Here is a 25,151-nt window from a genome sequence, read left to right as displayed (position 1 = left end):
CCGGCGTTCGACTTGACTTATCCTTCCAAAGCCCGATTATCCGAATGACATTCGATAACTATGGCGATAAATACGGCAAGGATTGAGTTTATGGCAGATGTCGATGAGAAGACCGTGGTCTATGGACGACCCCGACTGCTTACTCATGATGAAATTATCGAAGCTGCGTTGGAACTTGGGCTAGAAGGCCTGACCATGAAACAGTTGGCCATGCATTTGAATGTCGGTACGGCAACGCTCTACCAATATTGGGATGGTCGCAAAGAATTGATGCAAGCCGCTGCGGTTCATGCTCTATCTGATCTTGCGCTGCCGAAAGATAGTGGCCAACATTGGTCCAACTATGCCTATGAATTCACCCTTTGCATCCAAAACTATCTGGCGAGCAGCCCGTCCTTGCTGATTACAAATCATGTCCGGGAATATGGTTTTGAAGTTCAGTTTAAGCTGGCTGAGCAATTTCTCTCGGCGATGGACCGGCGCGGTTTTGATCCAAAGGAAGGCATGCAGCTATTTAATATGGTCGGGTCTGTCGCATTTGCCGGTGCCGTTGAAATTATTCGGCACAATGAATTTGAGGCGGAATCGGCAAGTGAGGTTGCGCAGCGCCAATTTTCCCGGCTCGATAAAAACGCCTACCCGCTATTCAGTCAGGCCATTGAAGGTCTCACCACTCTTCCGGAGGAACGCATTCAAAATTTGCTGCGCGCAGCGTTCAAAACCATCGCCCGCGAACGCGGTGAACCCGAAGAGGCTATTTTAACCCCTTCATAATCAAATTGTTGTAGCGCTCTGAATAGGGCGGCAACATGATCAAGATATCGCGGAAACGGTCCAGCGGTTGATGCACAATCGAGCGCTCGTTGGACATCGATTTAAAACCTTCAAAACCACCGATACGTCCCATTCCCGAAGACCCTACACCGCCAAAGGGCAGACGAGGGTTGGTGCCAGACTGGATACAATTATTGTTTACTACCGCTGAACCTGACGAGGTGTTGGTCAGGAAATAGTCGATCGCTTCGTCGTTGGTTGAATAGACGTAGAGCGCGAGCGGGCTCGGACGGCGGTTGATGATGTCGAGAACGTCTTCGCGATTGGAATATGTCAGCACTGAGAGGACAGGGCCAAAAACTTCCTCATTCATAATGTCCATATCTTCTGACATATCGGTCAGTACGGTGGGTTCGATATAATGATTGGCAATATCGCTGCCCCCACCACACACGACTGTCGCTCCTTTTTTGGTTGCATCATCGACCAAAGCCTTGATGCGGCCGGAATGACGCTCGTTGATAATGCGCGGAACATATTGGGACTTGTCGAGACCCGCACCATCGGAATTATAGAGTGCGTTGATCTTTTCTTCCATCAGCGTGAGAAACTCGTCTTTCTTGCTTTCGTGAATAATCACATATTCCGGCGCGATGCAGACTTGGCCAGCATTCATGACGCGGCCCCAAGCGAGTTTGGTTGCGGCATTTTCTAGTTCCGCTGTCTCATCAATGATGACCGGAGACTTGCCGCCCATTTCCAGCGTGATCGATGCAAAATGATCGGCAGCCGCCTTCATCACAATTTTTCCGACGCCCATGCCGCCAGTATAATAGATATGGTTGAAGGGCAGGCCGAGTAGCTCTTGTGAAACTTCGACGCCGCCTTGAAATACTTCGCACTCGTCTGCAGGCAGAGTCCTGTTTATAATTTCTTGCACGATCTGGGCGGAGTGTGGAGCATGTTCGGATGGTTTGATCGCAACCGCATTTCCCGCCGCGATAGCCGGGATCGCTGGAACCAAACACTCGGCCGTAGGTGCGTTATAAGCAGATAAATTGAGAACAACGCCTTTGGACTGCCGCCGGATTTCACAGCGCTTGCCCATGGTGTTGAGCGAGTTCTTGATCTTTTCTGGCTTCATCCATTTCGACAGATTTTTCACCGCAAAGTCTATCTCGCCTTTGATCATCACCAGTTCGGCGGCGATATCGAGATCATGCGTGCCGCGCTCTTTGTTGCCAGCGATAAATATGTCGTCTTTGCGTTCAACTACGCCGGCCCAAATGGCTTTCAATTTGGCGGCACGTTCTGCTGCACTGCTGTTGCGCAGGCGCTGTCGGGAGGATTGCAGTTTGGCGAATTTATCGGCGATGTCAGACATGGATCAACCTTTATATTGCGGAATACCAACCGCTTTTTGGAGTATTTTTTCAAACGTGCGTTCGGGGAGTATTTTGTACATCGGCCCCAGTGCTTTGACATCATTGCCAACCAGATAAGAAGGCTTCCAATTTTTCTTTTCTAGAAGCCCCAGCACCTGATCGACAACAACCTGCGGTTCATTGCCTTTTTCAATCGCTTCAACCATTTTTACGGTTGTCGTTTCTTTCAAATGCGGCCCGTAAATATCGTTCATTTCCTGCGATACCTTGGTCCAGATATCTTTAGTTGTTTCACCGGCATTGGCTGTCATGTGCGTCTTGACAGCTCCGGGTTCGACGGCGGTTACCTCAATGCCAAATGGCGCCATCTCGTTCCGCAATGTCCGGGTCAAACCGACAACTGCATGCTTGGACATGTTATAGATTCCGGATGCTGCGGGATTGGCTTTTACGGCGCCTGATGCAAAGTTGATGATCCGAGAATGAGGTGCGCCGCGTCGGATCGCTGGCAAGAATGCCTGACAGACGCGCAAGGTGCCCCATGTATTGATCTCAAACAGTTTTTTAGCTGCTTCGATAGAAACGCCTTCGATCACGCCAACTGCACCATTTGCAATACCTGCATTGTTGATCAGCAAGTCAAGCGGTGCACCAGCGAGTTCCTTCTCGACAATTTCCGCGCTAGCAGTGACCGAAGAATCGGATGAAACATCCTGTTCTACAGCGACAATATTTTCATGCGTTCCGAGTTCGGAAGTATCCGCTCCGGGTAGCACTCCGGCAAAAACCTTCCATCCGCGCGCGGCCAGCGTTTTGGCTTTGAGCGCTCCCATGCCCATCGCTGCGCCTGTAATAAATGCTGTTTTCTGGCTCATATCCCGCTTCCCAATAGTGTTTTCCGAACGACGTTCAGAAATAGCGCAAGCAGCGGAAGAGTCAAGCCGGGAAAATGCATCATATGCGCCTAAATTCCAGCATTTCCGGTTGACAGTATCACCATAATACATGAATATCCGAACGATGTTCGAAAAGTGATTCTGAGAACGGCGACCGACATATGGCGACACAGGCAAAAACAATCGAAGAACCAAAGCCGATTCCTACGGTTTCAGGATTGCCTCTGGTCGGCAACACTCTTGAAATGGCGAAAGACCCTGCCGCCTTTTTCGTGCGCTGCTATCGCGATTACGGTCCTGTTTATCGGGTCAATGTGTTTGGCCAAAAAAGCTATGTGATCGCCGGTCCTGAAGCGGGTAAATTCATGAACACGAAAGCGGCCCGCAATGGCCTGCGGTCAAAGGAATTCTGGCAAGGTCTCGTCGATCATCATGGCGCATCGAAAACGCTGACCGGGGTTGATGGTGAAGACCACCAGAAGATGCGCGCGATCATGCGCGACGGATTTTCGCGTAACGCAATGTTCGGACGCTATCACGAGCTCACGGACATAATTGATATTTCACTTGCACGCGACTGGAATGAAGAGGCAGTGCCAGTTGTCGAAGCGTTCCAATATATGATCGTCCACCTGCTTGGGGAAGTCATGACCGGCAACGCGCCGCTGGAATATGTTCGCGACATCCGGGTGAATATTCTTTATATTCTTAACGTGCTTGTCACAAAGCAACGTCCTGGTTTCATGATCCATATGCCAGAGTTCAAACGCGCCAGCAAACGGGTTGATGAGCTTGGACAAAGCATGGTGGATGAATTTTTCGCGCATGCTGAGGCGGGTACGCTGCCCAAAAATCTGCTGGGCGATGTGATGCGCGGGCATCTTGATGACCCGGAACTTATCCAGAAGCGGGACTTGAAACTGGTGTTGACTGGCCCCTATGTGGCGGGTCTCGATACGGTGGCGAACACGTTGGCAGCAGCGGTTTATGGAATTCTCAAGACGCCGGGCGTGCTCGAAAAGGTTCAGGCCGAGGCGGATGAACTATTCGCACGAGATGTTGTTACCGAGCGCGATGTTTTGGGGCTCGATTATATCCAAAGTTGCTTGAAGGAAGCGATGCGGCTCTGGCCGATTGCGGTGGCGCAGATGCGCACGACCAATCATGATCTCGAATTTGAAGGCTATGTCGTTCCTAAAGACGAGACGATCTTTATCGGCACGAGCGTCCCGCATTTTATGGAAGAATTTTTCCCCGATCCGATGAAATTCGATCCGGATCGGGTGGACCGACGTGAGCATTTGAAGCCCGGCGCTTATGCACCCTTTGGGCGCGGCACGCATAGCTGCCTGGGGCAAAGTCTCGCCGAGGTGATGATGGGCATTTGCATCGCGCGCCTGTTCCACCGGATGAATATCAGCCTGACTTCGCCGGATTATGTGCTTAAAACGAAAACAGCGCCGACGCCGGGTCCGGCAATGAGCTTCAAGATCAAAGTTGATGGCGAAAGGAATCCGGCCAAGTCGCTGGATGCAGAAATATTAGGAGAAGCTGCATGAACGAGATGAGAAAAATTGATCGGATCCAGACTGGCGATGAACTGGAGCGTTGTCCTTTCCCGATCCCCTATGGCTGGTTCTGTGTTCAATATTCCCATGAACTGAAAGCTGGCGAAATCAAGATTGAGAAACTCTTTGGCAAAGAGTGGGTGTTGTTCCGCGGCGAAGACGGTTCGGTAGGAATGACCGATCCTTTTTGCCCGCATCTCGGTGCACATTTGGGGCATGGCGGCAAGATAGTTGGCGACAATATCCAGTGCCCGTTCCATAACTGGGAATTTGATAGCGAAGGCTGGTGCAAGAATATTCCGTACGGCAAAGTCATGCCCGGCGTTGCGCGTAAAAAGCCTATCCTTAAGGCGCTGCCGGTGATTGAAAAATATGGCATGATCTTCGTCTGGTATCATCCCGAAGACAAAGAACCGATGTGGGAGCTTCCAACCATTCCCGAATTTGAAGATCCGGATGGCCATGTCGAAGTGAAATATCACTCATGGGATATTGGCACCTGCATTCAGGAAATCGGGGAAAATTCGGTTGATACGCCGCATCTGAAGTTCCTGCACGGGGCGCCGATGATTCCAAGCGTTGAAGCTTCGGCGGATGGCCCTATCTGGAATTACGACATCATGGATGGTTACATCTATGGTACCGGATACGGCCCCGGCGTTAACGCCACGCGCCACTGTAGGGGTGACGTGAAAATGTTGATGTTTGCTCTGTCCACCCCGGTCGATGAGGAAATGACGCGAACGCGGATGGCCTTCACATGGAAGAAATACGACGAAGGTTCCGAAGATATGGCAACGGCCACCCATCTCTATCATCATTCGATTGGTGAGGCCGAAGGCGAAGATTCCAAAGGTTTTGAATCAGTTGACCTGATCGTCTGGGACAACAAGAAATACCGTCCGAAGCCTCTGCTTTGTGACGGCGATGGACCGATCATGTTATGGAGAAAATATATGAAGCAATTTTACGTCGGTCTCGATGAAACCGATCCAGCCGTGGCGGCAAACTAATGGGGCGTCTTTCCGGGAAGGTTGCCATCATCACCGGCGCGGCGCGAGGCATGGGTGAAGCTACCGCCAGGCTGTTCGCTAGTGAGGGCGCGAAAGTCGTGCTCACCGATGTGCTTGAGGACGAGGGGCAGGCGGTTGCAGCAGATATTGGCGATGCCGCGAGCTTTATCAAACATGATGTATCATCGGATGATGATTGGGCGGCGGTAGTTGCCAAGGCGAAGGCAGACCATGGTACAGTCGATATTTTGGTCAACAATGCCGGTGTGGTCCACTTCACGCCGATCGAAGCTTTGAGCGCCGAGGATGCACAGCACGTTCTCGGTATCAACACCATCGGCCCGATGCTCGGGATCAAGCATGTGTCCGCAGTTATGAAAGCGGCAGGCAAGGGTTCCATCGTCAACATCAGCTCGGTCGACGGGCTGCGTGGTTGCAATGGCCTTACCATCTATACCGCTAGCAAATGGGCGTTGCGGGGACTTACAAAGTCGCTGGCCTATGAGCTGGGTACATCGGGTATCCGGGTGAATTCAGTGCATCCCGGTGGTGTCGATACACCGATGGGTAATGCGCGCGACTTGCCGGCAGATCAGCTCAATGCCGCATTTGGACGGGTGCCGTTGCAGCGTATCGGCCAGCCGGAAGAAATTGCACAGGCATCGCTATTCCTCGCGACCGATGAAGCGAGCTATATCACTGGCGCGGAAATTGCGGTAGATGGCGGCTGGTCATCAGGCTACTTCCAGCCGGTATTGCCGGGTGCACCGGAGGGGATGACACCTTAAGCGTCCATAGGATGACACCCGAAATGCACAATAACCTGTTCCAGCCAATCAGTCTCGGCGCACTGGAATTGAAAAACAGCATCATCATGGCGCCCATGACGCGCGACCGGGCTGGTCCCGGTGATGTGCCTAGCGACATCATGATCGAATATTACCGTCAGCGCGCGAGCGCGGGGTTGATTGTAACCGAAGGGACGCAACCGAGCCGGGAAGGCAAGGGGTACTGGCGTACGCCGGGCATTTATTCGCAGGAACAGATTGACGGCTGGGCGAAGGTTGCCGACGCGGTTCACGGCGAAGGCGGCAAGATTGTGATGCAGATCATGCATTGTGGCCGCGTGGTTGTGCCCGACAATCGCGGATATATAGCGGATGTTATTGCGCCCTCTGCCATTTCTTGCTCCGATCCGGTACCCGGGCCGGATGGCGTGCCTGCCCCGACAGCAATGCCGCGTGCTTTGGCCGCTGACGAATTGCCAGCACTTGCAGAAGAATTTGCGCAGGCTGCACGCAATGCGCGCGCGGCAAATATCGACGGCGTAGAACTCCACTGCGCCAGCGGCTATCTGATCAACCAATTCCTCAACCCCGTCAGCAATCTCCGCGATGATAATTGGGGCGAAGGCGCGGCAGGTCGTGTCCGGTTTCCAGTAATGGTTCTTGATGCTATGGCCAAAGCCATTGGCGGCGACCGGGTAGGTTTCCGTATCTCGCCCGGTAATCCTTATAACGACATGGACGTGAGCGATCCGGAAGAAATTTTCGTCCCGTTGCTCAATGCGACAGACGAGTTAAACTTGGCCTATGTTCACGTTGTCGATATGGGACTGGAAAATCTCGATACACTCGCCATGATCCGGCAGCACTGGTCAGGGAAAATCGTTACGAATAACAGTCTGAATGCTGAAACGGCGTCAGAAATTATCCAAAGCGGACGCGCCGATGCCGTTTCCTTTGGCCGCGCATTTATAGCCAATCCCGATTTGGTGAACCGCATATTATCAGGCGCCAAACTTGCCAAACCCGACTATGCGAAGCTCTACACCGGTGAAAGAGAGGGGTATATCGATTATCCCGTAGCGACAATCAAATAGCACTCGTCCTCAAATTTTCATTTCATAGTCCGCCAAGTTACCGAAAAAATTTGTGATGATTGTCCGTCGTCAGAACATTTGGTACTAAAGGCTGCGTAAATTAAAGGAGCATTGGTTCCATCTTGTTGATTGATATTAAGCGGCAAGCTTGCGGTGTTGCAAGCGCCGATGTTCGATGGTTTGTTTTTTGATCCTTTCTCGTTGATTGATGATGGCGACTGCTCTGCCGAAGTAGGCATCGGCAGGCGTAACGTTGCTGAGGCTTTCGTGATAACGCTGGTGGTTATAATGCTCGACGAACGCTTCTATCTGGGCTTCCAGATCCCCTGGCAGGAAGTAGTTTTCTAGCAGGATGCGGTTCTTCAAGGTCTGGTGCCAGCGTTCGATCTTGCCCTGTGTCTGCGGATGGAACGGCGCACCGCGCAAATGGCTCATCTTGTTGGCTTCGATATACTCTACCAGTTCACCTGCAATATAGCTGGGACCATTATCGCTCAGCAGGCGCGGCTTGTGCTGCACTTTGGCACTGTTACAGCCTGAGGTTTCCAATGCCATATCCAGCGTCTCGGTGACATCCTCGGCGCGCATCGTCGTGCACAACTTCCATGCAATGATGTAGCGCGAGTAATCGTCGAGCACGGTGGACAGGTACATCCAGCCCCAGCCAATGATCTTGAAGTAGGTAAAATCGGTCTGCCACATCTCGTTGGGGCGCAGGGTCGGTGTGTGGAAGCGGTCCGCTGCTTTGATCACTACATAGGCGGGGCTGGTGATCAGGTCATGGGCCTTCAGAAGTCTGTAAACCGTGGCTTCTGACACGAAGTAGCGCTGCTGGTCGGTGAACGTCACCGCCAGTTCGCGTGGGCTGAGCTCCGAGCGTTCCAGTGCCAGACCGATGATCTGGTCATGCACTTTGGCAGGAATCCGGTTCCACACCCGGCTTGGAGCCGATGGCCGGTCAGCCAGCGCTTCAGGCCCGCCTTCCAGATACCGATCATACCAGCGGTAAAAGGTTCGGCGCGGGATGCCCAGCTTATCCAGCGTCTTGCGCGCTGACAGATGCGATTGCTCGACGATCCTGATGATCTCGAGCTTCTCTGATGCCGGATATCTCATGCGTCGTCGTCCCCATCCGCGATCATGCTTTTTTTGAGCAGACGGTTTTCCAATGTCAGATCAGCAACGCATTCCTTCAACGCGCCAGCTTCACGGCGCAGGTCTTTTACCTCATCCGATGTGGCAGCACGCGCCGTGTCGCCAGCAAGTCGGCGCTTGCCCGCTTCCATAAACTCCTTCGACCAGGTGTAATACAGGCTCTGCGCTATGCCCTCCCTGCGGCACAGCTCGGCAATACTGTCATCGCCGCGCAGACCGTCGATCACGATGCGTATCTTGTCTTCGGCAGAGAAATGCCGACGGGTCGCACGGCGTATGCCCTTGACCACCCGCTCTGCGGGCATTTTAGCGCTGGAGTGTTTTGGTTTCATGCTTCGTTCCTTCGTCACTACGATGAAACCAAAACACTCCTTAATTCACAACATCAATTTGGTGACATAGGTGCTGATATTATAGGATTTTTTTTCAGAACAAGGAGGATTTCACATAACCAACGCTCGCCGAGGCCGTGAACATTTGAAACAGAAACCCGCAACCAAACCTGGCGAACCCGTGCGAGCGCCATATCCCTATGCCAAGGCTCCCGCCTTTTCCAAAATTATTGGAACGCAACCAGAGGGAATGCCGCTGCACAGCTGTACGGGGCTTCGCAATGTTCATTTCGATCATATTGTCTCGACATGGCCGCAAGTCGACTGGTTTGAAGCCATCTCGGAGAACTTCATGGATTCAGGCGGGCGTCCGCGTCAGATGGTTGATGGCAAACTGCTTGCCACCGCACTGCAGAAAACAGCAGATGAGCATTTGCTGAATTTGGGAGAGTTGTTGCACGAATGGACAAGATCGTCGGGATAGAAAGAGGCTTGGGTGAACGTCAGATTTTTTATCGAAAAACCGGATTAACGTCTGCTGGGTTCCACAAATTTCGTTTGTGACTCGCAACGAGTTTTGCAAGAAAATCTCGTCGACTAGACCCTCCATTTGGAATGTCCTGAGAGATGGACCATTCAATTTTCTGGGGATATTTAGCACAAAATAAAGAAAAAGATCTCGGCTGAAATTATCTACCCAAATTCTAACAGACCAAAAAAGAAATTAGAAGTCGAACGGCTGCCGGGACAAAATTTCGACTTTCTTGTTCTCGAACACGGCGCTGCCGAGCTCCTTCTTTCTCTTCATCAGGGCTTTATCCCGTTTTTTCGCCATCTCGATAATCGGATCATGAAAACTATGCACGGCAGCAGTCAGCCAGTCATTGACCAGCGGGTCGCCGGGCGCATTTTTCATGCTGAAAAGCTTGAGACGCGAGGCGATGGCGTCTGCGGGCATCATATATTCATAAGTCACCCAGTAGTTAGTGGTGAACCAACTGATTGGCATACCGTCCTGCCCGAAGCTGAGCGCGCCAAAATGGACGACGCCTTGGGTCGGCTTTCCGTTGGGTAATTTATTGGGGGGTTGGTAATAGGGTTCAACGCCCTTGAACATATCGAGCGGCAGGAACATGTGGAAATGCCCATGTTCACCTTCTTCGCGTTCTGCTGGTTTGTGCGCGTGATAAAACCAGCGCGACTTGTTTCCCGGGGCAACGCAATCGCCCTTGGGATAATGTTGATATTGAACGAAAGGGGCGTCTGCCGGTACCACTCTGGGTACTAGCGAGACGCCCTCATTAGCTATTTTGCTGGTAAGCTCAAACAGCTTTTCTAATGCATTTTCCAATGCTTAATAAGCTAAACTTACTCGGTTACTGCGTCTGCAGCTGCACAAGCAGCATCGCCAGCGGCACAAGCAGCATCGCCAGCGGCACAAGCAGCATCGCCAGCGGCACAAGCAGCAGCTTCGCCGGTCGCATCAGCAGCACAGCCAGCGGCACATGCAGCGCATTCAGCGGCACATGCAGCACATTCTGCAGCACATTCAGCGGTTGCAGCAGCGTCTTCAGCTTGCTCTGCACATGCAGAAAGAGCTGGAACAGCAAGTGCAAGTCCGCCTGCAACAGCAAGCATTTTGCGGAAATTGATTTCGGTAGTCATTAAAATATCCCCTTTGGATGAACTAGACGTGCATCTTTATTCGCAAAGGGGTGGGCATGGCAAGCATATTTCGTAAATACAAAGTTAACATGACGTAAAATTATTTATAATCAAATAGATAGCTTTTCAAAATATCGAAAATCTAATTTTGACAAGCCGACCCAAGCCTATTTTTCCACACCGCGAATCTTGCCCCATTGCCGTGCGGCAGTATATCCGAGATAGCCTGTACCAAACAGGGCATAGAGCGGTTCGGGAATTCCGGAGAGATAAGCGTTCATGCCGGTTGCGATGTTGTGTGCCGCTGATGGTTGGATAGCCGCAATCAGCCCCATCGGGATAGACCAGAGCAGCAGCAGATACATGACATAGAGAAAACTTGGCCGCGCACGGCTTGTCCAGGGATCTGCCGATTCGGCCTCTGCCAAAATCGCGGAAAGCTGGACACGCACCTCTTCGAGTTCCTGACCGCCTTCCATTTTGATAAGTTCCAGCTTGGCCCGGTCGCGGGCCTCACGGTCAGGGATAATCTTGTCGATAATTTTTGAAAGCGGTCCAATGAGGGTCGTGAGTAATGCCATATTTCGGGTTCCTTTCTTTGGGACGGCCTATGGAGGCGGCGGCGTCAAAGATCTTTAACCTATTTGGTTATATGTAGGAAAGTCCGTTCTCTCAGATATCAAAGCTGCGCCATTCGCCCGGCTGCAATCCATCTACTGACCAGTCGCCAATACGCCAGCGGACCAGCCGCAGGGTCGGATTGCCGATGGCGGCGGTCATCCGGCGCACCTGACGATTGCGGCCTTCACGGATTGTCAGCTTGAGCCAGCAATCGGGAACGGTTTTACGAATGCGGATCGGTGGATCGCGCGGCCATAGACCCGGCTCGGTAACGCGCTCGGCTTTGGCTGGCAGAGACATGCCGTCTTTCAAAAGAATGCCTCGCCGCAATTGATCAAGGTCCCCTTCTTGCGGTTCACCCTCAACCTGCGCGAGATAGGTCTTCGCTGTCTTATATTTGGGATCAGAAATCCGCGCCTGCAATCTGCCATCGCTGGTCAGCAGCAGCAAACCTTCACTATCCCGGTCCAGCCGGCCTGCAGGATAGACGCCGGGCACATCAATATAATCCGACAATGTCTGGCGGGTCGCTTCATCTCCGCGATCCGTGAACTGGGAGAGCACACCAAAGGGTTTGTTGAACAATATTAAATTTGGCATGAAGCCTCTTTGACACCGTCAGCCAGGATCGACAATGCCGTTATATGGTAGCAAGCCAATTTGCCAAGTCGCCATCTTCCATCACATATTGCTTAAGCCATCTTGACGAATTCGGGATGGCAATCCATGCGCCGGTGATGCGATTTTTCTCAGACAATGCCGCTTCTGTCCATCCCACGGTAATGGAAGCCTTGAGCCGCGCTAACGTGCAGGATACAGCCTATGATGGCGATGCGCTGAGCGCGCAGCTTAGCGGCAAGTTTTCGCATGTTTTTGAGACGGATGTAGAAGCCATGTGGGTCGCGACCGGGACTGCTGCCAATTCACTGGCACTGGCTGCCATGTGCCAGCCGCATCAGGGTGTGGTCTGTCATAAAGAAGCGCATATCGAACAGGACGAGGCGGGCGCGCCGGGATTTTATACCGGCGGAGCCAAGCTGATGCTGCTCGATGGCGAAGGGGCTAAATTGAGCGCTGATGCTGTGGAGAGCCATTGCGTCGCCATTCGGGATGATGTGCATCAGGTCCAGCCCGCTGCGGTTTCGATCACCAACGCTACGGAATATGGTCTGGTCTATAAGCCGGACGAGGTGGCTGCGCTTTCCAGCGTCTGCAAGGCGCGTGGACTGGGTTTGCATATGGATGGCGCGCGCTTTGCCAATGCAGTGGCGTCGCTCGGTTGTCATCCCGCCGACGTGACGTGGAAGGTGGGTGTGGATGTGTTGAGCTTTGGGTTCGTCAAGAACGGCGGCATGGGCGCGGAAGCTTTGATCTTTTTCAACAAGGATCTGGCGGCTGCGACTCATTATCGGCGCAAACGGGCAGGGCATCTGCAATCCAAAGGCCGTTTTCTGGCCGCGCAGATTCTGGCGATGCTGGATGACGATCTCTGGTTGAAAAATGCGCGCGTCGCCAATGCCGGCGCGCAGGTGCTTGCGATCGCCTCTGGTGATCGTTTGCTCCATCCCGTCGAGGCCAATGAGATATTTATCAAACTAACGGCGGAAGAAGCTGCATCACTGCGTGGTGCGGGTTTCGATTTTTATGATTGGGGTGCAGGGCAGGCGCGGCTGGTGACCAGCTGGAACCAGAGCGCGGAAGACATAAAGCCGCTTGCCGAAGCGATCCGGGCTTTATGAGCCAGGAAGATACGGCAGAAGTCAGCCTGCTAACCCCGCGTATTTTGATCCCGTTCCTGCTGGTCTCACTAATCTGGGGTTCAACCTGGCTGGTCATCAAGGACCAGATTTCCGATGTCGCTCCCAGCTGGTCTGTCAGCTATCGTTTCCTGATTGCTGCTGCTGCGATGTTTGTGCTGGTAGGAATTCGCAAGCATCCTTTCCGGCTGGACAGAACTGGCCAGATACTCGCGGTGATTTTAGGTTTCTTCCAGTTTACGTTTAACTTCAACTTTGTTTATAACGCTGAACTTTACATCACCTCTGGCCTTGTCGCGGTGCTGTTTGCATTGCTGATGGTTCCCAATGCCGTGCTCGGCCGAATTTTTCTGGGACATAAAATAACTGGCGCTTTTCTTGGTGGTTCGGCGATCGCGGCTGTTGGCATTGCGATGTTGTTTCTGCACGAATATCGCGCCTCACCGGCCAGTCTGGAGCAAGTATTACTTGGGGCGGCGCTCACCTTTGGCGGTATCATGTCTGCCTCGATCGCCAATGTGATGCAGGCAGGCGAACGCCTCAAAGCCTATCCGATCATAAGCATATTGGCTTGGGCGATGCTGTGGGGCGCGCTCATCAATATCGTGATTTCCTGGATCACTGTTGGTCCGCCGCAATATGAAATGCGCGCTGCTTATTGGGGCGGGATATTCTATCTCGGTGTGATTGGTTCGGTCGTGACCTTTCCGCTCTATTTTTCGATGATCCGCGAAATCGGTCCCGGTAGGGCGGCTTATTCCAGCGTACTGGTACCGGTAGTGGCGATGATATTGTCTACGATCTTCGAAAATTATGTGTGGACCTGGCTATCAGCAGGCGGCGCCGTATTGGCGATGATCGGACTGCTGGTGGCGCTGGCTGCGAGAAAGCCCAAGACACCAAGAATTTCTGGCTAATCAACGCACATAAGTGACTGTAATCCAGCCTTATAGTCGGGGAACTGCGGCTCCCAGTCCATCAAACGTTTGGCTTTGATGTTGGAAACGCGCCGGTTTTCGTTATAAAAGTCCTTTGCGGCCTCAGACAGGTTGGCTTCCTTAAGAGACAGCAAGGGCGGAACTTTGATACCGAGCAACCGGGCGGCATGGGCGATAACCTCGTGTTGTGGTGCAGGCAAATTGTCTGAAATATTATAAACACCGGAAGGTCCATCAAAAGATGCAACGATGGCGCTTACGATATCATCGACATGGATGCGGCTGAACACTTGGCCGGGTACATCAACGCGCTTGGCTTTACCGGAGCGAACTCGCTCGAGCGGGCTTCTGCCGGGCCCATAAATACCGGGCAAGCGGAATACCCGCATATCGCCGCGCAGCTGCTGCCAGCGCAAATCTGCATCGCTGCGCGCTTTGCGGCGTCCCGAACCAATGGGTGCGCTTTCATCGACCCATGCACCGCCGACATCGCCATAGACGCCGGTGGAAGAAAGATAGCCTGACCATTGGAAAGTTGCTGACCCGATTGCTTCACCATAATGCGCAAGCACCGGATCGCTGTAATCCCGCGCTGGCGGGACAGAAGAGAGAATGTGGGTGGCTCCACCAATCGCCCTCAAGACTGCGTCGCTATCATCAAAGGCAATCGCGCCATCGGCCGCTTCGCGTCTGGTCCCCAGAACCTTCCATCCCTCGCTACGTAAATATTCTGCAAGGCGTGATGCTGAATATCCCAACCCGAAAATAAGCATTGTCGGCATCAGTGTTATTCTTTCTCTAACTTGCCGGGATTTACGGCAACAGGATTTTCGACATTGGCAGCCTTCCATTGCATCGCCATCCGTACCCGGGTTGCTCCTGATGGGTGGTCGAAGAAGACCATTTCTTCAATCGGTCCCGGTTCAATTTTTCGATATTCAGACAACCGCATTGCGACTTTGGCAAAACCATCGGGTTCCTTTGCGACGTTGAGACCGAACAGATCAGCGTCGCTTTCATTGACGCGAATGAGAGTGTTCAGCGCCGGTGTTGCGGCGAAGAAATATAGCGTAAGCAATAGTCCGAACACCGGGATGACTGCGGGATCAAAGATACCGTGAACACCCCATTTGTCGCCGTAGCGATCAATTAATCTGGGCGCGATCCGCGCAACCATAAACAGACCGACACCCATTATCAGCAGGATGATGAAAATCGAGCGCCATGTGTGGCCCAGAACATAATGGCCCAGTTCATGACCCATGACTGCAGCCACTTCTTCAGGATCGGTGCGTTCGAGCAAATTGTCATTCAGGGATATCCGTATAGTCGGTCCAAAGCCCGACACATTGGCGGAGATCCGCTTATGCTGTTTGGATTGGTCAAACACATAGATATGGTTGGAGGGAACATCATTCTCACCGGCCATCGCTACGATTTTATCGCGCAAAGGCCCCGCTTCCATCTCGTTATATTCATTAAACAGCGGCGCGATGAAAACAGGCGCGAGCAGCATTCCGATCATCAGGAATACCGCCACCACGCCGGTTCCCCATATCCACCATGTTTTAGGGGCACGTCGGATAACAGCGAATATCGCAATCACAATGAGCGGAAAGAAAATGAGCGATATTCCAAAGCCGGTTGCGAGCTCACCGATCCAAGCACCAAAGCCTTGGTCGAGTAAATCATATTGTTTCTCACGAAAGAAATCCGTGTAGATTGTCCACGGCAGGGCGATCAGAAACCCGGCGATGCTATAGGGTAAGGCGTAAAGCCCCGGTTGCAGCCATTTTCTTTTGGTGACGCGCTCGGCCCAATCGCGGAAACGCGCGGAAAGGCGGGATTGCAATATTAAGAGGTCTACGAGAAATCCAACAATCGCGCCCCACAGGATAAGCCAATAGCCGCCTTCAAAATAGCTATTGGATTTTTCCAGTTCCGCGCCTTTCAGCGTATCAATGTAGGCGCGGCTGGCTTGTTCAGCGTCAAAAGCTGTGGGCGCTGCTTCCTGCGCAAAACCGGTTTCGAGTGGCAAACCGATCAAAATCATCGCGGATAATATCAGCAGGCATATTCTCAACATGGCTCTCTCCCGTTCACCTGACCCATAATCGCAATTGCGCCTGGTGCAAATGGCTCTTATGGATTGGCGATGCTAGATATTCAAACCACCGATGCTGCAATTCCGGCTACCGATCCTGCCACCATCCGCCGCGAAGATTACCGTCCACCAGACTGGTTCATTCCGGAAATCGAACTGGATTTCCAGCTTGGCCTGGAGCGAACTGTAGTCCGTTCAAAACTCGATGTCAGGCGCTCGAAAAGCGCGAAATATGACGCCCCGTTGATTCTCAACGGCGATGATCTGCTCCCGGTTAATGTGCTCGTTGATGGTAAGAAATGGAATGAATGGAAGCTTGAAGAGGGCAATCTGACTTTGCCGCTCACCGGCGCTGCACACATTGTGGAGATCGAAGTCGAGCTTGATCCATCCACCAACACCCAACTGATGGGGCTATACGGCTCAAACGGGATGTTGTGCACGCAGTGCGAGGCCGAGGGTTTTCGCCGGATAACATTCTTCGCAGACCGTCCCGATGTGTTGAGCCGCTACAAAGTAAGGATGGAAGGCGACAAGCAGGCTTTCCCGATTTTGCTTTGTAACGGCGACAAAGTGGAAGAAGGCGAGGCCGAAGGCGGGCGTCATTGGGCGCAATGGAATGACCCCTGGCCCAAGCCTAGCTATTTGTTCGCGCTGGTTGCCGGTGATCTGGTCGCCAATTCGGATAGTTTTACGACCCGCTCGGGCAAAGAAGTGGAACTCAATATCTGGGTGCGGGACGGCGATTTGCCGCGCACTGGCCACGCGATGCAGGCGCTCAAGGATTCCATGCGCTGGGATGAGGAAGTCTATGGCCGCGAATATGATCTGGGGTTGTTCAATATTGTTGCGGTAAGCGATTTCAACATGGGCGCTATGGAGAACAAGGGCCTGAACGTGTTCAATTCACGTTATATTTTGGCCGATCCCGAAGTCGCAACCGATGCTGACTTTGACGGTATCGAAGGCGTCGTCGCGCACGAATATTTTCACAATTGGTCTGGCAACCGCGTCACCTGCCGGGACTGGTTCCAGCTTTCGCTCAAGGAAGGCTTCACCGTTTTCCGCGACCAGAGCTTCTCTGCGGATATGAGTTCAGCCGCACTGAAACGTATTGAAGATGTCCGCATCCTTCGTGCCGCGCAATTTCCGGAAGATGCTGGACCGCTAGCGCATCCAATTCGCCCAGAAAGCTATCAGGAAATCTCCAACTTCTACACCGCGACAGTCTATAACAAGGGCGCAGAAATCATCCGGATGATGCACAGCATGATGGGCGCGGAAAATTTCCGCAAAGGAACGGACTTGTATTTTGATCGCCATGATGGCGAGGCGGCGACTTGCGAAGATTTCGTAGTGTCAATGGAAGATGGTGGCGGGATTGATCTCACGCAGTTTCGCGTCTGGTACCGGACTCCGGGCACTCCGCGTGTTTCCGCAAAACTCAGTCACAATCCACAAACCGGGACGGCGACGCTTGAACTCAAGCAGTCCATTGCGGCTGGTGGCGCGAAACCCGGACCATCGGAAATGGTGATTCCGCTGCGGACCGCCTTGCTCAATCCGGAAACCGGGGAGCATGACGGTGAGCAATTGCTGATCCTGGATAAAGCCGAGCAGAGCTTCACTTTTGAGGGTCAGAATGACCATCCGGTCCTCTCGATAAATCGCGGTTTTTCCGCACCGATTATTTTAGAGAATAGCCGGACCGCTGAAGAATTGGCGTTTCTTTCATCCCACGATGACGACCCATTCGCCCGCTTTGAGGCGATGCAGCAGCTGATGACCGGCTATCTCACGGCCCAGATCACGGGCACCCCGGCAGACCGCGATATTATTTTGCAGGCTATTGGAGCGGTGCTCGCGGATGAGAATATCGACCGTGCATTTCTAGCGGAAATCATCCTGTTACCAACCGAGGCATTTCTGGGTGACCAGATGGTCGAAGTTGATCCGCAGGCTATACATGATGCGCGGGAAAAGCTCCGCGGCAAGATCGGTGTGCAGTTCGAGCGCAAGTTCCGCCGGTTATACAAACAATGCGTGCCCGGAGAATTTTCACTATCCGCAGAAGCGCGGGCGGATCGCAAATTGCGCAACGTGACGCTGGGTTATATCGCTGCTTCACAGGTCGAGGATGCAGCCGAAATCGCCTATGATCAATATTGTGATGCGAATAATATGACTGCGATGCAGGGCGCGCTTGGAGTTCTTTCGCATCTCGATGCGGAAGAGCGTGGTCATGCGTTTGAGAGTTTCTACACGCGCTTCAAAGACAACGCGCTGGTGCTCGACAAGTGGTTCACCATGCAGGCGATGTCGCAGCGCAGCGATACCATAAAGCGCGTGGATGCCTTGTCGCGCCATCCGGATTTCACTCTGGCTAACCCAAACCGCGTGCGGGCATTATATGGCGCATTTGCAGGTAATCAGGTGCGTTTTCATGACCCGTCGGGTAGAGGCTATGCTATGATTGCGGACATGGTGATCGCGCTGGACCCGCAAAATCCGCAAACGGCGGCCCGTTTCATTCCGCAATTGGGTCGCTGGCGGCGCTACGAACGGGGGCGGTCGGAACTGATGCGGCTGGCACTGGAAAAAATTGCTGCCACTTCCAATTTGTCGAAAGATGTCGCAGAACAAGTTAGCAAGAGCCTCGCCTAACGATCTTATTTGAAAAGGAACGCAATATGGGCATGATAGGTAGTGAAATTGACCGGACTCAATCGAATGTTTTGAAACCGGCAGCACACGGTTTTATGGGCCGTGGCGGAGGAATTTCAGTTGGACGATATGCGGGCCTGAATGTCGGCTTGGGATCTGATGACGATAAGGCTGACGTGCTTAGAAATCGCCAGATTGCGAAAGAGGCAGTTTTGCCGGGATCGGAACTCATGACGGTATATCAGATTCATGGAACAGACGTCTTCCACGTGACCGAGAAACTCCCGATTGAAGAACGCCCAAAAGCTGATGCGATGGTTACGGCAAGTCCGAATATCCTGCTCGGGATATTGACCGCCGATTGCGTGCCAGTTCTTTTCAGTGATCCTGAAGCGCGCGTCGTTGGCGCTGCGCATGCGGGCTGGAAGGGTCTGTTGGCCGGTGTGTTGGAAAACACTATCGAGGCAATGATTGGCCTTGGTGCGGATGCTTCCCATATCAGTGCAGCGGTGGGTCCCTGCATCGGACAACGCCATTATGAAGTCGATCAGTCGTTCCACGACCGGTTTGTTGAAGCAGATGGAGCGAGTAAGCAATTTTTCGCTACGGGCAATGCCGACCACTTTCAATTCGACTTGGAAGGATATGCCAAGCATCGGCTTAAAAGAGCGAAACTGGATCACGTCGATGTTCTGGGTCTGGATTGCTATGCCGACAAATCACGCTTTTTCAGCTACCGGCGAGCGAAAGCAGATGGCGCGGGTGGCTACGGACGGCAAATTTCGCTGATAGGGCTGGCACCGGAATAATTTCTGCGCATTTTGGGGGATAAATGAACGCACAGCGCATCGGACTATTTAGCGGGCTTACCGTCTTTGTCGCGATGCTGCTGGTGCCTTCACCGGCGTCGATGAGCGATCAGGCGTGGCATGTTGCTGCGCTCACCGTTCTTATGGCGACGTGGTGGATGACACAGGCGGTGCCGTTGACCGCGACCGCGCTGCTGCCGTTCCTGGCGCTACCTGTTTTCGATGTTATGACCGCAAAGGAAGCAGCGAGCGAATATTATTCGCCGATATTGTTCCTCATCCTCGGCGGCGCGTTTCTGGCATTGGCAATCGAGCGGGTCGGCTTGCACCGGCGGCTCGCACTGGCGATCATCGGGCTGGCGGGGAAAACGGCATGGGGCATATTATTTGCATTCATGATCGCCACTGCTTTGCTCAGCATGTTGATCTCAAACACCTCGACGACATTGATTATGATCCCGATCGCGCTCGCGGTTCTGGTCGCGGGCGGGATCAAGGATAAAGAGACCGAAGGTTTCTCCGGCGCGCTGATCATGGGTATCGCCTTTGCTGCCTCGATTGGCGGGCTGGGAACGCTGGTGGGAAGCCCGACCAACGCCATCGCCGCCGGGTTGATAAACAAAACGCTTGGCATGGATATCACCTTTCTCAGCTGGATGGCCTATGGTCTGCCCATTGTCATCGTCAGCATTCCCGTCTGCGCAGCGATCCTGATTGCGGTTCAGAAGGTCGGACGGAACAGTTTTGATGGCGCAGCAGCGCGAGCGGCGATCGGACAGTCGGGACCGTGGAGCGCGCCCGAACGGCGACTGGTTCCGGTGGTCGCACTGGTGATGCTTGGCTGGTTGCTACAACCGTTTATAGAATCCTTGTTGCCTGACGGTGCGGTCACCGATGGCAGCATTGCGGTCGCAGGTGGCTTGCTACTGTTCATGTTGCCTGATGGCGAGGGCGGATGTTGCTCAACTGGGACGAGGCAGATCGAGCACCTTGGGGCGTGATCATGATGTTCGGCGGCGGGCTGACATTGGCGGCGGGAATCATTAATTCCGGACTTTCCGATTGGCTCGGCGGGGCGCTCGAACCGCTGAAAACCGTACCGGTGATTGTCATCGCAATGGCGCTCGTGGCGCTCGTGATTCTGGTCACCGAATTTGCTTCGAACGTGGCAACCGCCAGTGGAGTAATGCCGGTCGTCGCCAGCCTGATTCTTGCTACTGGCGTTGATCCAGTGCTGCTCGCCGTGCCAGCGGCCATGGCGGCTAGCTGGGGATTCATGTTACCCTCCGGAACCGGGCCGAACGCGATCGCGTGGGCAACCAATCATATCGCATTGCCACGGATGCTCAAATCCGGTTTTCTGTTAGACCTTGCGGGAGTACCAATAATCATCGGCTGTGTCTGGATGGTTTCGATTGTAACCAGTTAGCTTTTCAGGCATAGCAGTGGCATAATAAAATTGCGCTGGAGAGAAACAAATGTCTGATCAAAATGATGTGCCCGGAATTCCCGTAACACGCCGCAAACCCAAAGCGCCGATTGAGGAAATCGGTGGTCGCAAACTGAAACCGGCGACGTTGATGATGGGGCACGGTTATGATCCGATATTATCAGAAGGCTCCTTGAAGCCCCCGATTTTTTTGACTTCGACCTTCGCGTTTGAAAGCGCGGCAGCGGGAAAACATTTCTTTGAGGGCATTACCGGCAAACGCCCCGGCGGCACTGAAGGGCTGGTCTATTCGCGCTTCAACGGTCCCAATCAGGAAATTCTCGAAGATCGCTTGGGCATTTGGGACGGCTCAGAAGACGCGCTGGCTTTTTCCAGCGGGATGACAGCAATTTCTGTATTGATGCTGACCTACTGCTCTGCAGGCGACGTCATTGTCCATAGTGGCCCGCTTTATGCAGCAAGCGAGGGTTTTGTCGCCAAGGTGTTGAGCAAATTTGGTGTGACCTATCTTGATTTTCCGGCAGGCGCTACGCGGGAAGAGCTGGATGCCATTCTGGACAAAGCCAAAATCAAGGCTTCAGAGCAGGGCGGCAAGGTTGCGATGATCTATCTGGAAAGTCCTGCCAACCCAACCAATGCACTGGTGGACATCGAGGCCGTACGCGATGCGCGCGATGCCGTACTGGGCGCAGGTGGCCCGCCAATCGCAATCGACAATACATTTCTCGGACCATTATGGCAGCAGCCGCTCAATAACGGCGCGGATATTGTGGTTTACAGTCTGACCAAATATGTTGGCGGTCACAGCGATCTGGTGGCCGGTTCGCTGGCGGGCGCGAAGAAGTGGATGGACCCGGTAAGGGCGCTCAGAAACACAATGGGAGGAATTTGCGATCCCAATACCGCCTGGATGCTGATGCGCTCTCTGGAGACGGTAGAGTTACGCATGGAACGTGCCGGACAAAACGCGTCAAAAGTATGCGAATTTCTGGCGCAGCATCCGAAAGTAGACGGATTGGGCTATCTGGGCATGATTTCCGACGCCCGACAGCAGGATATTTTTGATCGGCATTGTTCCGGTGCGGGCTCGACATTTTCAGTCTTCATAAAAGGCGGCGAAGAGGAAAGCTTCCGCTTTCTCGATAGTTTGCGCATCGCCAAGCTTGCAGTGAGTTTGGGAGGAACCGAGACGCTCGTGAGCCTTCCGGCGGCGATGACGCATCTGTCAGTTCCAGATGAGCGCAAGGCACAACTTGGCATTACCGACAATCTGGTGCGGATATCTGTCGGTGTGGAAGACCCGGATGACCTGATTGCTGATTTCGAGCAGGCACTGGAAGCGGTTTAACTTCAAGAATTTTGGACCGACTGCGGTCAATCCCAGTCCACAATCGTCCAGCCACGCGCCTTCGCAGTTTTGCGCAATGCAGCGCTGGGCGTTGTGGCGACGGCTTCATCGGCAAACTCCAGCATCGGCACGTCGGAAATATGATCGGAATAGGAGCGGATGTGCAATTCCTCCCGCTTTAGATTTTCTCCGTCCAGAAAGGTCTTGATACGGCCAAGCTTGGCTTCATCATAGCAATTTTCGCCGATGATTTTTGGCAGAACATTGCCGTCACTATCAATTTCGAGAACAGTCCCAATTACATCATCGAACCCCAGCCTTTTGGCGATGGATTTCACATATAGGTCATAGGATGCCGTCGCCAACACCAGCCGACGACCCTCGGCGCGATCATGCGCTATTTGGACGATGGCTCGCTTGTAGCTGTTACTTTCGATCATCTTATCGGCAAATGTTTCAATATGCGGCTGGAGCGCGGCAAGGCTGGGCTTACCACCAAGTAACAGGCGCTGATTATAGGTTTTGAGGCCTTTGCGCCCGATAAGCTTCATTCCATAGGCAATAAAGCCGAAGGCAACCAATGGGAGCAATGCCAGCCGCCAGGGCGAGCGAGCGAAAACCATGTGCAGAAGAAACGGCGTATAGGTTCCGCTCTTCGTTATCGTACGATCCATGTCGTAAATTGAAAGTTTCTGCATGTGGAGGCGACCTTGATTTTTCAGCGCTCTTATCAGGACAAATTGATTTCCACCAAATAAATGAAAGACGCGTATGAATAAGTTAGGCATAAACGCTTGAGCTTTGCAGTTTTTTCGGTCAATTGTAACGGCAATGACAATTCCGAGCGATTTTAGCGAAGAGACAACAGAAGACGGAGTAGCCACACTTCGGTTTTCCGGAAACCTGTCAATCGCTTCGCTGGAAGACTTACCTGAGCGGTTGCGAGCCTATGACGGCGGTGCAACACAACTGGATATTTCAGAAACCGGTTATGTCGATACCGTAGGTGCCTGGCTGATCTATCGCACCGCTCGCGATATGGGTGCGGAGATTACTGGCGCGGATGATGAGGCGCAGCGATTGATTGCCGCAGTGAGTGCTGCGGACGAACCTGCCGAGGTTCGTCCTGTTCTCCCCAATCCGGTTATCCGCGTGCTAGGCGAGATCGGGGAGGCGACGACTACCGCTTTTAAAACCATGGCGGGGCTTGTCGGTTTTTTCGGTGCTGTGACCGCGGCAAGTTTTTCGCTGCTCCGTCACCCGGGGCGCATCCGCTGGCATGCAGTTATCCAACGGTTTGACGTGGTTGGGGTCCGAGCATTGGGTATTGTCGGCTTGATGAGTTTTCTCATCGGACTAGTTATCGCGCAGCAGGGCGCCGTGCAACTGCGGCAATTTGGCGCGGAAGTGTTTACTGTCAATCTCGTTGGCCGCCTGACTTTGCGCGAACTGGGTGTATTGATGACTGCGATCATGGTGGCGGGTCGCTCCGGTTCTGCTTTTGCAGCGCAAATTGGCACCATGAAGCTCACCGAAGAAATTGACGCGATGCGGACGATTGGCGTTTCCCCGGTTGAGGCACTGGTTATTCCTCGAATGATGGCGGCTGTTCTTATGCTGCCGCTGCTCGGTTTTTATGCGTCGGTCGTTGCGATTATCGGTGGCGGTTTGCTTAGCTGGGTAGCGCTGGATATCCCGCCAGCGACCTTCTTCGCGCGCATAAGAGAAGTTGTGCCAATTACAGATGTCTACATCGGTCTTGTCAAAGCGCCAGTTTTTGGCGCCATTATCGCGCTGTCCGGTTGCTACCAAGGTATGCAAGTAGAAGGCAATGCGGAGGAAGTAGGCAAGCGTACGACTGCGGCAGTGGTTCAGGCGATTTTCCTTGTGATTGTGCTTGATGCGTTTTTTGCTGTGTTTTTCAGCTGGATCGGGTGGAATTGATGCTGGAAGAACTACTTACTGAAGAGGAGATTGTCGTTGACCGCAGTTTCGAGGGCCCGATCATATCGGTCAAGGACCTGCGCAACAGTTTCGGCGACCAAGTGGTCCACGAGCATCTTGATCTTGATGTAAAGCGTGGCGAGATTATCGGCGTCGTGGGTGGATCAGGCACTGGCAAATCGGTCCTCATGCGTTCAATTATAGGGCTTCAAACTCCTGACGAGGGTTCGATCGAAGTTTTCGGCGAATCCCTGCTTGGTAAATCAGAAGCGCAAACCATTGATGTGCGCAAGCGTTGGGGTGTGCTTTTTCAGGGTGGTGCGTTATTTTCCACCCTGACGGTTGCGGAAAATGTGATGGTTCCGATCCGGGAGTTTTATCCGCAAATGGACCGCGAATTCCGCCGCGAGGTTGCAAAATACAAGGTTTGCCTCTCTGGCTTGCCTGCTGAAGCGTCACCAAAATACCCGTCAGAGCTCTCGGGCGGCATGAAGAAACGCGCGGGCATTGCGCGAGCACTGGCGCTTGACCCCGAATTGCTCTTTCTCGATGAGCCGACCGCCGGACTCGATCCAATTGGCGCGGCAGCATTCGACAATCTCACACGCGAACTGCAGCAGACGCTCGGCCTGACGGTCTTTTTGATCACCCATGATCTTGATACGTTGCACGCGATCTGTGACCGCGTCGCCGTTCTGGCGGACAAGCAGGTGATTGCAGTGGGAACGATTGAGGAGCTTCTCGCGATGGATCATCCATGGATTCAGGAATATTTTAATGGCCCACGCGGCCGGATGGCTGCGCCGCAGCCAAAGATGTGAGGATGAGTAAGTTGCAGAGAATAGT

25 protein-coding genes are annotated in these 25,151 nt (G+C 53.2%); 15 read left to right on the top strand and 10 right to left on the bottom strand.

Translation table 11 applies throughout. The annotated features are described in order from the left end of the window. Positions 1–90: 90 nt before the first annotated feature. A complete protein-coding gene (locus HF685_RS05270; RefSeq protein WP_168818603.1) occupies positions 91–774 on the top strand; it encodes a TetR/AcrR family transcriptional regulator in 684 nt (227 codons plus the stop codon). Here the strand turns inward: HF685_RS05270 and HF685_RS05265 are convergent. Then, positions 755–2,158, bottom strand: a complete 1,404-nt coding sequence (locus tag HF685_RS05265; RefSeq protein WP_168818602.1) for an aldehyde dehydrogenase family protein — start codon at positions 2,156–2,158, stop codon at positions 755–757. The two genes, HF685_RS05270 and HF685_RS05265, sit on opposite strands and share 20 nt — an antisense overlap. 3 nt (positions 2,159–2,161) lie before the next feature. Continuing rightward, on the bottom strand, positions 2,162–3,034 hold the full coding sequence (locus HF685_RS05260) for an SDR family NAD(P)-dependent oxidoreductase (protein ID WP_168818601.1): 873 nt from the start codon (positions 3,032–3,034) through the stop codon (positions 2,162–2,164). A gap of 182 nt (positions 3,035–3,216) precedes the next feature. Between HF685_RS05260 and HF685_RS05255 the strand changes: the two genes are divergently transcribed. From HF685_RS05255 to HF685_RS05240, 4 genes are read left to right on the top strand one after another with little or no spacing between them, the layout of a single operon-like run. Further along, on the top strand, positions 3,217–4,614 hold the full coding sequence (locus HF685_RS05255) for a cytochrome P450 (protein ID WP_168818600.1): 1,398 nt from the start codon (positions 3,217–3,219) through the stop codon (positions 4,612–4,614). Then, positions 4,611–5,636, top strand: a complete 1,026-nt coding sequence (locus HF685_RS05250; protein ID WP_168818599.1) for a Rieske 2Fe-2S domain-containing protein — start codon at positions 4,611–4,613, stop codon at positions 5,634–5,636. The genes HF685_RS05255 and HF685_RS05250 overlap by 4 nt, the downstream gene beginning before the upstream one ends. After that, entirely contained in the window at positions 5,636–6,424 is a 789-nt protein-coding gene (locus HF685_RS05245) for an SDR family NAD(P)-dependent oxidoreductase (RefSeq protein WP_168818598.1), read from the top strand. Before HF685_RS05250 ends, HF685_RS05245 begins: the two co-directional genes overlap by 1 nt. Before the next feature lie 23 nt (positions 6,425–6,447). Further along, positions 6,448–7,518, top strand: a complete 1,071-nt coding sequence (locus HF685_RS05240) for an alkene reductase (RefSeq protein ID WP_211051370.1) — start codon at positions 6,448–6,450, stop codon at positions 7,516–7,518. 135 nt (positions 7,519–7,653) lie between these two features. Here HF685_RS05240 and HF685_RS05235 read toward each other — a convergent pair. Further along, positions 7,654–9,005 (bottom strand): IS3 family transposase gene (locus HF685_RS05235; RefSeq protein ID WP_168818596.1). Its coding sequence is split into 2 segments (ribosomal slippage): positions 7,654–8,669 and positions 8,669–9,005, totalling 1,353 coding nucleotides; the frame shifts between segments, so codons are not numbered across the junction. A 145-nt stretch (positions 9,006–9,150) separates the two neighbouring features. Here HF685_RS05235 and HF685_RS16080 point away from each other — a divergent pair. After that, positions 9,151–9,489: a multinuclear nonheme iron-dependent oxidase gene (locus HF685_RS16080; RefSeq protein ID WP_246218763.1), complete on the top strand. Its 339-nt coding sequence runs from the start codon at positions 9,151–9,153 to the stop codon at positions 9,487–9,489. Positions 9,490–9,729: 240 nt separating this feature from the next. On the opposite strand, the gene HF685_RS05225 is transcribed toward HF685_RS16080, so the two are convergent. The 4 genes from HF685_RS05225 to HF685_RS05210 all read right to left on the bottom strand — a co-directional run bounded on the left by HF685_RS05225 (position 9,730) and on the right by HF685_RS05210 (position 11,891). Further along, complete coding sequence (locus HF685_RS05225) at positions 9,730–10,356, bottom strand: DUF6969 family protein (protein ID WP_168818595.1); 627 nt, start codon at positions 10,354–10,356, stop codon at positions 9,730–9,732. Positions 10,357–10,381: 25 nt separating this feature from the next. Continuing rightward, positions 10,382–10,639, bottom strand: coding sequence for a hypothetical protein (locus HF685_RS05220; protein WP_168818594.1), 258 nt, complete (start codon positions 10,637–10,639; stop codon positions 10,382–10,384). Between the two features lie 198 nt (positions 10,640–10,837). After that, a complete protein-coding gene (locus HF685_RS05215) occupies positions 10,838–11,251 on the bottom strand; it encodes a holin family protein (RefSeq protein ID WP_168818593.1) in 414 nt (137 codons plus the stop codon). A 91-nt stretch (positions 11,252–11,342) separates the two neighbouring features. Continuing rightward, positions 11,343–11,891: a pseudouridine synthase gene (locus tag HF685_RS05210; RefSeq protein ID WP_168818592.1), complete on the bottom strand. Its 549-nt coding sequence runs from the start codon at positions 11,889–11,891 to the stop codon at positions 11,343–11,345. A 137-nt stretch (positions 11,892–12,028) separates the two neighbouring features. On the opposite strand from HF685_RS05210, the gene HF685_RS05205 reads away from it, so the two are divergent. Together HF685_RS05205 and HF685_RS05200 are read left to right on the top strand one after the other, a co-directional pair. After that, positions 12,029–13,030: a threonine aldolase family protein gene (locus HF685_RS05205; RefSeq protein ID WP_168821282.1), complete on the top strand. Its 1,002-nt coding sequence runs from the start codon at positions 12,029–12,031 to the stop codon at positions 13,028–13,030. Next, positions 13,027–13,965 (top strand): DMT family transporter, encoded by a 939-nt coding sequence (locus tag HF685_RS05200; protein ID WP_168818591.1) that lies wholly within the window; start codon positions 13,027–13,029, stop codon positions 13,963–13,965. The genes HF685_RS05205 and HF685_RS05200 overlap by 4 nt, the downstream gene beginning before the upstream one ends. Here HF685_RS05200 and HF685_RS05195 read toward each other — a convergent pair. Then, a complete protein-coding gene (locus HF685_RS05195; RefSeq protein ID WP_168818590.1) occupies positions 13,962–14,768 on the bottom strand; it encodes an SDR family oxidoreductase in 807 nt (268 codons plus the stop codon). The two genes, HF685_RS05200 and HF685_RS05195, sit on opposite strands and share 4 nt — an antisense overlap. Before the next feature lie 5 nt (positions 14,769–14,773). Beyond that, on the bottom strand, positions 14,774–16,072 hold the full coding sequence (locus HF685_RS05190; protein ID WP_168818589.1) for a M48 family metallopeptidase: 1,299 nt from the start codon (positions 16,070–16,072) through the stop codon (positions 14,774–14,776). Between the two features lie 69 nt (positions 16,073–16,141). Between HF685_RS05190 and pepN the strand changes: the two genes are divergently transcribed. The 5 genes from pepN to HF685_RS05170 are packed head-to-tail and all read left to right on the top strand — an operon-like array spanning position 16,142 to position 22,361. Beyond that, positions 16,142–18,754 carry an aminopeptidase N gene (gene pepN / locus HF685_RS05185; protein WP_168818588.1) on the top strand — a complete coding sequence of 871 codons (2,613 nt, stop codon included), beginning with the start codon at positions 16,142–16,144 and terminating at the stop codon, positions 18,752–18,754. Between the two features lie 26 nt (positions 18,755–18,780). Then, positions 18,781–19,563, top strand: a complete 783-nt coding sequence (gene pgeF, locus HF685_RS05180) for a peptidoglycan editing factor PgeF (protein WP_343040089.1) — start codon at positions 18,781–18,783, stop codon at positions 19,561–19,563. A gap of 23 nt (positions 19,564–19,586) precedes the next feature. Beyond that, a complete protein-coding gene (locus tag HF685_RS05175; RefSeq protein ID WP_343040088.1) occupies positions 19,587–20,564 on the top strand; it encodes an SLC13 family permease in 978 nt (325 codons plus the stop codon). Further along, positions 20,519–20,992, top strand: a complete 474-nt coding sequence (locus HF685_RS16615; RefSeq protein ID WP_343040087.1) for an SLC13 family permease — start codon at positions 20,519–20,521, stop codon at positions 20,990–20,992. The genes HF685_RS05175 and HF685_RS16615 overlap by 46 nt, the downstream gene beginning before the upstream one ends. Before the next feature lie 49 nt (positions 20,993–21,041). Continuing rightward, on the top strand, positions 21,042–22,361 hold the full coding sequence (locus tag HF685_RS05170; RefSeq protein ID WP_168818587.1) for a cystathionine gamma-synthase family protein: 1,320 nt from the start codon (positions 21,042–21,044) through the stop codon (positions 22,359–22,361). A gap of 26 nt (positions 22,362–22,387) precedes the next feature. Here the strand turns inward: HF685_RS05170 and HF685_RS05165 are convergent, their stop codons facing one another. Continuing rightward, positions 22,388–23,059: an HAD family hydrolase gene (locus HF685_RS05165; RefSeq protein ID WP_246218762.1), complete on the bottom strand. Its 672-nt coding sequence runs from the start codon at positions 23,057–23,059 to the stop codon at positions 22,388–22,390. Between the two features lie 133 nt (positions 23,060–23,192). Here HF685_RS05165 and HF685_RS05160 point away from each other — a divergent pair, with 133 nt between their 5' ends. Both HF685_RS05160 and HF685_RS05155 read left to right on the top strand, forming a co-directional pair. After that, positions 23,193–24,305 (top strand): ABC transporter permease, encoded by a 1,113-nt coding sequence (locus HF685_RS05160; RefSeq protein ID WP_168818586.1) that lies wholly within the window; start codon positions 23,193–23,195, stop codon positions 24,303–24,305. After that, on the top strand, positions 24,305–25,126 hold the full coding sequence (locus tag HF685_RS05155) for an ABC transporter ATP-binding protein (RefSeq protein ID WP_168818585.1): 822 nt from the start codon (positions 24,305–24,307) through the stop codon (positions 25,124–25,126). Before HF685_RS05160 ends, HF685_RS05155 begins: the two co-directional genes overlap by 1 nt. Positions 25,127–25,151: the final 25 nt, after the last annotated feature.

It is taken from the genome of Parasphingorhabdus halotolerans (assembly GCF_012516475.1).
In the GTDB taxonomy this organism is placed as follows: domain Bacteria; phylum Pseudomonadota; class Alphaproteobacteria; order Sphingomonadales; family Sphingomonadaceae; genus Parasphingorhabdus; species Parasphingorhabdus halotolerans.
Note: the sequence above shows the minus strand (reverse complement) of the source record. Positions and strands in the feature narration are given on the sequence as shown.